The sequence below is a fragment of the Brevibacterium ammoniilyticum genome (assembly GCF_038429965.1).
Taxonomy (GTDB): Bacteria; Actinomycetota; Actinomycetes; order Actinomycetales; family Brevibacteriaceae; genus Brevibacterium; species Brevibacterium ammoniilyticum.
This window is the reverse complement of sequence record NZ_BAABNP010000010.1, coordinates 148,608-156,708: the sequence shown is the minus strand read 5'-3', so window position 1 is coordinate 156,708 and position 8,101 is coordinate 148,608. Positions and strand designations below refer to the sequence as shown.

The 8,101-nt window shown below is 66.5% G+C and carries 6 protein-coding genes and 1 pseudogene; 2 read left to right on the top strand and 5 right to left on the bottom strand.

The features are described 5' to 3' along the window. Window positions 1–320, bottom strand: a pseudogene (locus AAHA49_RS13010) (hypothetical protein); the annotation flags it as partial. A 599-nt stretch (window positions 321–919) separates the two neighbouring features. On the opposite strand from AAHA49_RS13010, the gene AAHA49_RS13005 reads away from it, so the two are divergent. Continuing rightward, entirely contained in the window at window positions 920–2,635 is a 1,716-nt protein-coding gene (locus tag AAHA49_RS13005; protein WP_339393290.1) for a pyroglutamyl peptidase, read from the top strand. A gap of 7 nt (window positions 2,636–2,642) precedes the next feature. On the opposite strand, the gene AAHA49_RS13000 is transcribed toward AAHA49_RS13005, so the two are convergent. The 4 genes from AAHA49_RS13000 to AAHA49_RS12985 all read right to left on the bottom strand — a co-directional run bounded on the left by AAHA49_RS13000 (window position 2,643) and on the right by AAHA49_RS12985 (window position 7,107). Then, on the bottom strand, window positions 2,643–4,169 hold the full coding sequence (locus tag AAHA49_RS13000; RefSeq protein ID WP_339393291.1) for a hypothetical protein: 1,527 nt from the start codon (window positions 4,167–4,169) through the stop codon (window positions 2,643–2,645). A 52-nt stretch (window positions 4,170–4,221) separates the two neighbouring features. After that, a complete protein-coding gene (locus AAHA49_RS12995; protein ID WP_339393292.1) occupies window positions 4,222–5,088 on the bottom strand; it encodes a M48 family metallopeptidase in 867 nt (288 codons plus the stop codon). Between the two features lie 225 nt (window positions 5,089–5,313). Then, window positions 5,314–5,790 (bottom strand): HD domain-containing protein, encoded by a 477-nt coding sequence (locus tag AAHA49_RS12990; protein ID WP_339393293.1) that lies wholly within the window; start codon window positions 5,788–5,790, stop codon window positions 5,314–5,316. Between the two features lie 30 nt (window positions 5,791–5,820). Then, complete coding sequence (locus AAHA49_RS12985) at window positions 5,821–7,107, bottom strand: C45 family autoproteolytic acyltransferase/hydrolase (RefSeq protein ID WP_339393294.1); 1,287 nt, start codon at window positions 7,105–7,107, stop codon at window positions 5,821–5,823. Window positions 7,108–7,236: 129 nt separating this feature from the next. On the opposite strand from AAHA49_RS12985, the gene AAHA49_RS12980 reads away from it, so the two are divergent. After that, window positions 7,237–8,070, top strand: coding sequence for an SA1002 family membrane protein (locus tag AAHA49_RS12980; protein WP_339393295.1), 834 nt, complete (start codon window positions 7,237–7,239; stop codon window positions 8,068–8,070). The last annotated feature ends 31 nt before the right edge of the window (window positions 8,071–8,101 follow it).

Genomic DNA, 8,101 nt, shown 5'->3' with positions numbered 1-8,101 from the left:
TGAACGTCCTGCGATTCGTAGACATGATTCCCTGTCGTGCCTTCCTGGTAACGACTGTCTACGAGAAGTGTCACACCCCAATCTGCTGCGTGTGCGGTTGCGCGTTTGCTCTCGGCGATCCTTTTGGTGAGCTCCCCCAGGTCGGGGATGACGTGGATCTCCCAGGTGCTGTGATCGACATCGGGGTTGACGGTGTCGAGGTAGTCGATGACCTGGTCGCTGGCATTGGCGAGGGTCCGCACCTGAGTGATGTTGTCCTCGTCGATCTCGAGTTCCCAGCCGCCTGACCGCTGTCGGGCGGTGACGTTGATGGTGCTCACTTCTCGTGGTCTCCCTTGCCTTGGGTCATCGTAAACCCTGATCGCTGGAGGAGTTTCACCAGCTCGCGATACTTCATCGGTTTCGTCATAACGAAATTTATCCCCCTATACAGGCACTATCAAGAGGGGGTAAGCACCGCGCGGAAATCGCCCACGCAAGCGCCGCCGAGATGGCCGCCGGCGCTCCACTCGCGCTGAGAGCGATCAAGGAGGTGGGCACAGCGGTCGAGACGGTCGGAATCAAGGAGGGATTCGCACTACTGCGATCGGGTGAGCTCCCAGGCTATATCCGCATGCTCGAATCGGAACATGCGGCGGAGGGGCCGAGAGCCTTCGCGGAGAAGAGTGATCCTCGCTGGCGGTGTCGCTGACTTCGTCGGACACGCCGTGGCCGCGAGCGCTGCCTGTGGTCTGCCCGACGCACAGTCTCGACCGGGCACCTTGCCGCGGCAGGCGAAAGTGGTCAGCACGGCTGTCTCAGTTGTTGAACAAACACAGATGTTGTGATGAACGATCCTGCTACAGTGCAACACGTACTTGTGTTGTGAACCACATTGGCGTGGTGCCGGACTCAGGCATCCGATCGTTGAAAGCTGAACATGAAACCCCTGACGAAACGAACTCTTGCCCTGCCCGCAGTCGCGGCCGTCGTCGCCTCGACACTGTCCATCGGCGCCCCCGCGGCGGCGACGGAACAGACGTTCACCCCAACGTGCGTGGAGGATCCCACCGCACTCGGAGTCGAAGAGGCGCTCGTCTACGAACCGGCCCCGCGCGAACTGCTCAGTGCAAGCGGACTCGACCGGGTCGCCACCGATTTCGCCGCCGAGCTGTGCTCACTCACCGGCACGGATGGGCTGTCTGCCCTCGTCGAGGAACGCGCCCGAGGTCTATGGCAGAAAGGCATCCTCGCCGCCCGGGCGATGGGAGCCGACGGCGAACTCGACGCGGACGATCGGCCCCTCTACTGGGCGCGCCTGGCGATGACGGGTGCACTGCGCCAGTGGTCGGCGGCCAACGACGTGCCGCAGAAGACCCTCGAAGCGGAACTGGCGAAGCTGGATGCGCTCTCCCGCGGACAGGACACGCTCGATCCGGACGCCAGTGAGCGTGATGTCGTCGTGCTCACCGGCTTCGACCCGTTCTTCCTCAACCGTGACGCGCGGATCTCCAACCCCTCCGGTGCCATCGTCCTCGCTCTCGACGGCGAGATCGTTCAGGGTCCGAACGGACCGGTCGAGATCCAGGCGGCTCTGTTCCCCGTGAGGTGGCGCGACTTCGGCGACGGCATGGTCGAGAAGGCGCTGACGCCGGCGTTCTCGGCGAAGAACCGGCCGCAGCTGTTCTTCACGATCAGCCAGGGCAGCCCGAAGTCATTCGACCTCGAAGCGTTCAACGGAGCCTGGCGAGGCGGAACGGTCGACAACGAACAGGTCTGCTCCCAGGGGACGACCCCCATCCCGGCTGGGGTGGCGACGGTGAGCCCGCAGCCGCAGTGGACGGAATCGACCCTGCCCAGGCAGGCCATGGTCGACGACGTCGACGGGCAGCCGTTCGCCGTCAACGACCGCCGTTCCGTGGTCGAACTCCCCGCCGGTACCCCGAGCATCGCTGCGCGCCAGGGCTGCCCCGCGGATCGCTCGCTCAATGAGGGAACAAAGCGTGAAGACGGCCCGAGCGAAGGGTCCGTTGCGCGAGCCGGCGGCGGGGGCACCTACCTGTCGAACGAGATCGCCTACCGGGCCACCCTGCTGCGCGACGCGCTGGGCGAGAAGGACCTGCCCGGAGGCCACGTGCACACTCCGGTGCTCGAAGGCGTTCAGAACACCGCGTCGGAGGTGAGCAATCCGGAGTTCGAACGCAATCGTCAGCAGATCATCGCGCAGACGAAGTCGCTGCTCGAAAGCGCCCTGGCCCACGGAACGGTCGGCAGCGACGAGCCCACCGAGACCCCGACCGATACACCCACCGACGAGCCCACGGAGTCACCCACCGACGCTCCCACGGAAGAGCCGACGACCGGCGCGGACACCTCCGCCTCGGCGAACGGGTCCGACGATGGTGCGGACTCCGGAAACGATGCGACAGCGGCCGGAAACAGCGATTCCGCTGAAGCGGGCGCCGACGGCACCGCGAAGAACTCCGCCTCGGACAGCACCGCCTCGGACGGCGCGAACAGCTCAGACGCTGCTGACGAAGCCGGCCGACTGCCGCGCACCGGTGGTCTGCCGCTGTCGACGGCGGGGATCGGAGCACTCCTCATCGCCGCCGGAGCCGCGCTCGTCATCGGGGTCCGACGCCGCCGGAGCAGGTGAGGTCCGCTCAGCCGAGGTCGATCTTCGTGCTCCGGGCCCGGTCGTAGACGTATGTGGCCGTGAGGCCGACGACGAGCGCGAGGACAAGCGCGAAGATCAGACCCACGGCCGTCGGCAGGGCATAGGAGAGGACCGTCCACCGATTGCCCTGACCGAGGAGCAGCTCGGTGACCATGCCGAGATCGGCGTCGCTTCCGGAGAGGGAGAACGCCCTGGTCGCCCCTGACTGGGCGATGACCCAGATGAGGGCGGCGACCGCGGCGAGAGCCCCGAAGAGGGTGCCGACCGCATCGTTGACGGTGAGGACGATGCTCACGAGCACTGCTGCCAGCAGTGTGAGGAAGCAGAGGACCGCGAGGATCCTCAGCAGCGGAAAGGCCCCGACGCCGAAGAATCCCAGCCCGGTGACGGCGATCGTCGCGACGAGACCAAGCACCGCGACGCCGACGACTCCGATGAGGAGTTTGACCGAGAGCAGCGCCTGTCGGGGGAACGGCCGCTGCGTGCGCATCGACCGCCACGGACCGACGAGGACGAGGCTGAGCCCGGCGGCACGATTGACGACGAACGAGGCCGTCAGCGCCACCGTCACCGCACCGAATCCGAGGGCGATGAGCACGGCCGGCACCCACGTGTGCCCGAACCAGATCGGTGAGCCGTGGGAGGACTCCTCCGCCGAGGCGGCCGCAGGGTCAGTCGCCTCAGCTGTCGGCGCGGCCGTCGGCTCGGGCTGGGCTGTCGGTTGTCCCATCCCCTCCGCCGGTGCCGACGGGGACGTGAACGTGTCGACCGGAGCGGGGCCGGAGACTTCCTCGACCGCCGTTGTGAAGGGGCGTTCGAAGGCCTTCGCGGTCTCACTCGGCGACCGTGGGCAGTCGGAGGCACCGGAGGGGTCGCAGGTGAGCTTTCCGGCGACGGTGCGGATCTGGTTCGACACGTACTCGCCCGCCTGCCGCATGACTTGGTCTTCGTACTTCCTGACCACGAATCGGTCCTCGCTCAGCGCCTGAGGTCCGGCGACGATGGTGATCGTGTAGGTCGGAGCTCTGTCGAGCGTCCCCGCGGAGTAGGCGCGGATGTCGTCGATCACCGTGGGCGTGAGCTGCTTCGGCAGGATCACTGCGAGCACCGAGGTGCCGTCCTCGACCTGCGCGCGGGCGCCGTCGGGTGAGAGCGTGCGCTCCTCGGTGCCGAACTCGTCGACGACCGCACCGGTTTTGAGCTGTGTGAAGTACTCCTCGGAGAAGGAGAGGAAGTCGACCTTGGCGCTCTGGATCGCCGGCATCTCCGTGATCTCATCGTCGATGCCGACGGCGACGGAGTAGCTCGGCTTGGAGTCGACCGGCGGTGGGGGAGCACTCTGGTCAGCGGGTTCGGTGACGGTGGTGAGGGATTTCTCGAACTGGGCGAGTGCCGGCGCGAGGATCACCAGGGAGAGGACGAAGACGCTGAGGCCGGCCAGCAGCGGCCAGAGGAGGAGCCGGCGGGGACGACCGCCGCTCAGGGCCGAGGCGGCGAAGAGAAGTGAGCGCACCCGCCCATTGTCGCATCGTCAGCTGTGGCCGTCGCCACAGAGCGGATGAACCTCAGAGCATCTTCCCCTGGACGTTCCACCCCTGAGTCCTGACCAGGCTGAGGGCCTTCATGCGGCGGAAGCCGACGGCGTGACCGGAGAGGAAGTTCGACAGTCGCAGCCAGAACCCGTTCTTGTGGCGGTCGACCGAGCGGATGTAGGCCTCGGTGTCGACCTTCCCGGCGAGGTTCTTGCCGGCGAAGAGGGCGATGAGCTTCATCGCATCCTGCGGAGCGTAGAACGAGGCGGTGCGATCGGCGGTGTACTCCTGGGCGCGGGAGAGTGTCGGTGAGAGGCGCAGCAGGGTGAGGATCGGCTGGATCCCGTTGCGCCACAGATTGACGTGACCGCACTTGATGTGGCCGAGTTCGTGGGCCATGATGAAGCGCAGCGCTCCGAAGTCCCCGTAGACGTAGGCGAGATCGACGATGTCGCTGTAGACGACGACGTAGCCGCGCTGGAGCTGGCACTTCGAGGCATACGCGTTCATCATGCCGTTGCCGTTGATGACATAGATCTGAGGGATCTCCGACATCGGTCCGGTACCGGAGCCGAATCCCATCTGCACGGCGAGGTCGTAGTAGACGCGGTGGAGCTCGGGAAACTGCTCAGGGGTGATCTCGACGCCGTTGGAGATCTTCGACCAGAACAGGTAGCGGATGTAGACGAAGCTGATGACGGGCAGGAAGAGGCCGACGAGCACGGCGGTCGCCCACGAATCCACCGGGATGCCCGAGAGGAGCAGCGCGAGAGCTGCGAGGGCGATGATCCCGGTGAGGACGATGCCGAGGACGAGCATCGGCATCTCCGCACGATGCCGAAGCTGGCTGACCGTGGGGCCGTAGGGTCGGACCGGGGCGGGGGACTGGCTGGCGGTCATCTCTGTTCCTCTGCGTATTGGGGATGGGACAGTTCTGTGGGGACTGCCTTGTGGGGGACTGCTCTGCGGGGATGGACTCGTCGGTGTCGTTCGGGATCGGCGAGGTCGCCGAGCCGCGGGGATGACGCCGAGCGGAAAGCCTGCGAAACACTAGCACGGGTCACCGTCCCGCGTGCCTCGACCAGCACTGCCGTCACGCCCGGCGAGCCGGATTGCCGAACTCTCTCAGCGCGGCTCCACACCGAGGAGTTCGTAAGCGCGCCGATACTTCTCGCGCAGCCGTGACCGGGTCTCCTCGTCGAGGAGGGCCTGCCTGGCCGGGTCGGTGTTGTCAGCAAGATCGGCGGTCTTGACGAGGACAGCGAACCGGTTCGCCCGCACTCGGGCGAAGTAGTCCACGACATCCTCCCCGGATCGCTTCGTCACGGCGATGACGGCGTCGACCACCTCGGCGGGGAAGTCACGGCGCAGATCCGATTCGGTGACCGCAGTGTCCTCGACGACGTCGTGGAGCCAGGCTGCGGCGATCACCCAGGCCGCCTCGTCGTCTTCGAGGCCGTCGGCCGCCACGGCCGAGCGAGCGTTCGCCGCGACCCTGCGCGGATGCTCGATGTAGTCCCGGCCGGCCTTGTCGACCTGTCCGCGGTGCGCCTCGGTGGCGACCGACTCGGCGCGACTGGTGAGATCATCGGGGGATTCCATGGCTCTCCTCGGGGTCGGAGCGGGAGTGGTTCAGCGCCAGCGCTGCCACGCCGCCTGACGGCTGACGTCGGCGAGTTCGGCGACTCGGGCCCACGAGTTGTGCTCGGCCAGCAGGCGGGCACTGGTACCCAATGCCTCCCCGACCTCGGAGGACAGGGAGATGAGCGCCGAGAACGCGGCAGGATCGGGGGAATGGGCGAGGCCGGTGATCGCCTCACGCGCGGAGGCGACGAGTTCAGTCACGGCGGCCTCGGCGGCACTCGGGTCGGGGACCTCTCCTGTGCCCGAACCGGAACCGGAACCGGTGTTCGTTCCCGGAGCGCCGAGATCCACAGGTTCGGTGCTGTCGTCGTCGAGAGTCACAACGATCATCTCCTCTGGAGAGTTGAGGCTGCGGGTCCAACTCCGGGAGTGCCAGCGGTATTCGACCTCGCCCCTCAGGGGCCGATAGACGGCAGTGTACAGGGTGCCGAATGCGTTGTCGTAGTCGCTGCTGAAGACCCCCGGTCCGAGCATCGCCTCGGCCATCCCATCGACTCCGCGGCCGTCCTCCAGGGCGTCGGTGAGCAGGTCCTGACGTTCGACGCTGCGGAAGCGGCGGGCGTGGTCGGGGTACTCCGGGCTCCTGCCGCGGTGGTTGGTCGCGACCGGATCCTCGATGATCTCGGGAGCCATGCCGGGGCCGACGTAGGCGGTGACGCTCCTGCCGGTCGCATCGACCATGGTGAGGTTGTAGTACATCGACACCGGGATCGTCGCGAGCCGACGCAGTGCTTCGGGAACGTCTCCGGCGACTTCGAGGAGGAAGCGCACGACCAGGGGCGCGGCGAAGCCGTCCCCGTCGCCGGGGCGACCGCCGAAGGCGAGGGACACCGCCAGGCCGTCCTCGTTGAGACCGTCGAGCAGTCCCCACAGGCAGTCCGAGGTGCCGATCACCCGACGGGAGGCGTACCGGGTCGAGGCGTGGACCTGTTCGAAGAGTTCGAGCCCGTAGTCGTAGTTGCGCAGCAGAGCGGGTTCGGGAGAGGACATGGCGACCTGCGAGCAGCCGGGCAGGAAGCGCGGCGGATTCCAGAGGGTGAGCATCCGCGCGGCCGTCTCATCGCCGCCGGCAAGGTCGACGAGTCGCTGCCAGGTGGGCACGAGCTCGGGCATGTGCTCGCGCAGTTTCGCCTCGGCGGTGGCCAGATCGGGGCGGGCCAGGTCGCCGTCGCGGAGGTACCAGGCACGGTAGGCGGGCCAGACGGCGTCGAAGAGCGCCTTCCAGCGGGTCGAGGGACGGTCTTCGGTGATTCCGTAGAATGTGAAAGAAGTCATGTGTCAAGGTTAGGTTGACAAGCGATCGAATGTCAAGAAATTCTTGACAACTTGTGTGGGGCATCGGTTCGACATGGGGGCCTGTGTACTCTGAGATCACGCGGATCGTCGAGGCGAACGGAGAATCCCATGTCGACGCTGCTCCACCTCATCGCCTTGGGCGTGCTGCTCTTCGTCATGGGCTACCTCACCGCGCAGCCGGGCCGCCGCAGCTGGCGGAAGATGGCCGGATTCATCGGCGCGACCGCCCTGGCCGTGGGGATGACGGTGCTCGGCATGATCCTCGTCATCGTCATCCTCGGCCTCTACATCGGTTCGATCGCCCTGCTCAACCTCGAGCTCGGGCTCTTCCTCGGCATCATCTCCGTGGCTGTGGCCGCAGGCATCCTCATCTTCCTCATCGTGTGGCCGATCGTCACGCGCACCGGCATCTCGGTGGAACTGCTGACGATCACCGAGTACTACATCCAATGGATGCTCATCTACGTCACCGTCTACCAGGTCGTCTTCGACCAGCTCAAAGGCTTCGGGAAGGCGATCGGCGAGATCGAGGTGTCCCAAGAGCTCAATTCCTACCTCTCCACCGTCCTCAATCCGACCGCGCTCATCGCGATCCTCCTGCCCGTCCTCCTCGCCGTATGGGTGGCCGTGGCGATCGCGAAGTTCCGGCTCGAGGCGCTCGAGCGCGACGATGCCGACTCCTCCCAGCCCGCGAGTATGCAGTCCGCATCGGTCCAGGTTCCATCCTCACCCGCCGAGGTGGTCGACCGTCCCGAGGCGACTGTCCGCCCGGATGAGGCTGCCCGTCCGCGGGAGGCTGATCTTCCGGATGCGGCTGTCCGCCCGGATGAGACTGGAGTTTCGGGGACGGCAGGCGTTTCGGAGACGACGAAACGCCCCGCCGAGGCGGATCGTCCCGAAGGGGGCGACCCGCCCGACGAGGCGCGTCATCCGAAGCACTGAGCTCTGGCCGCAGCGCAGGAGTGTGCTCGGC